The following is a 566-nucleotide window of genomic DNA, read 5'->3' as shown; positions in this document are numbered from 1 at the left end:
GTCCACATGCGCTAAGCTTGTTGCACGTGGCGGCAAATTTACTTGCCCAACTCGACACGGATCTTTTCGCCCATCTCATTCCTGCCTACCGCCGGTACTTTATCAATTTTTTACCCATGCAGCATAGGATTTCTCCATGCCTAACAGCCCCGCCATGGATATGGACCCGTCCGATGCCGAGTTTAGCAAGAGCGAACTTGCCGACTTGGCCCAAGTATCCCCGGAAATTGCCGACCAGTCACGCAAGAATTTTACGACAATCTTGCATTTTATCAATAAAGCAACGGCTACCGCTATTGCGGACCGAATGGGCATGCACGAATCGTCCATTTCTCGTGCGAAATCGGGCGGGCAGCTCAATTACTGCGCGCGTTTGCTCGCAGCGGCCGGGCTCAAGGTCGTTCCCGTCGACGCCATTGTCTACCTGCAACCGGACGAATACCGATGAAAACCTAGTGCCCCGCAGTTGACCTCCTAATCGAGGCCGCTGACATGAAGTGCGCAAGTCTGCATTTTTAGCGGACGGCGTTGTGCCGCCCCTACTGTCTGTCCGTGTGACCGGAAAC

At 54.2% G+C, this 566-nt stretch carries 1 protein-coding gene; it reads left to right on the top strand.

The genetic code is table 11. The features are described 5' to 3' along the window. The first annotated feature begins 136 nt into the window (after positions 1 to 136). A complete protein-coding gene (locus tag F2P46_RS36170) occupies positions 137 to 448 on the top strand; it encodes a hypothetical protein (RefSeq protein WP_166899329.1) in 312 nt (103 codons plus the stop codon). The last annotated feature ends 118 nt before the right edge of the window (positions 449 to 566 follow it).

The sequence above is a fragment of the Massilia sp. CCM 8734 genome, from assembly GCF_011682155.1.
GTDB lineage: Bacteria > Pseudomonadota > Gammaproteobacteria > Burkholderiales > Burkholderiaceae_D > Telluria_A > Telluria_A rubra.
Note: the sequence above shows the minus strand (reverse complement) of the source record. Positions and strands in the feature narration are given on the sequence as shown.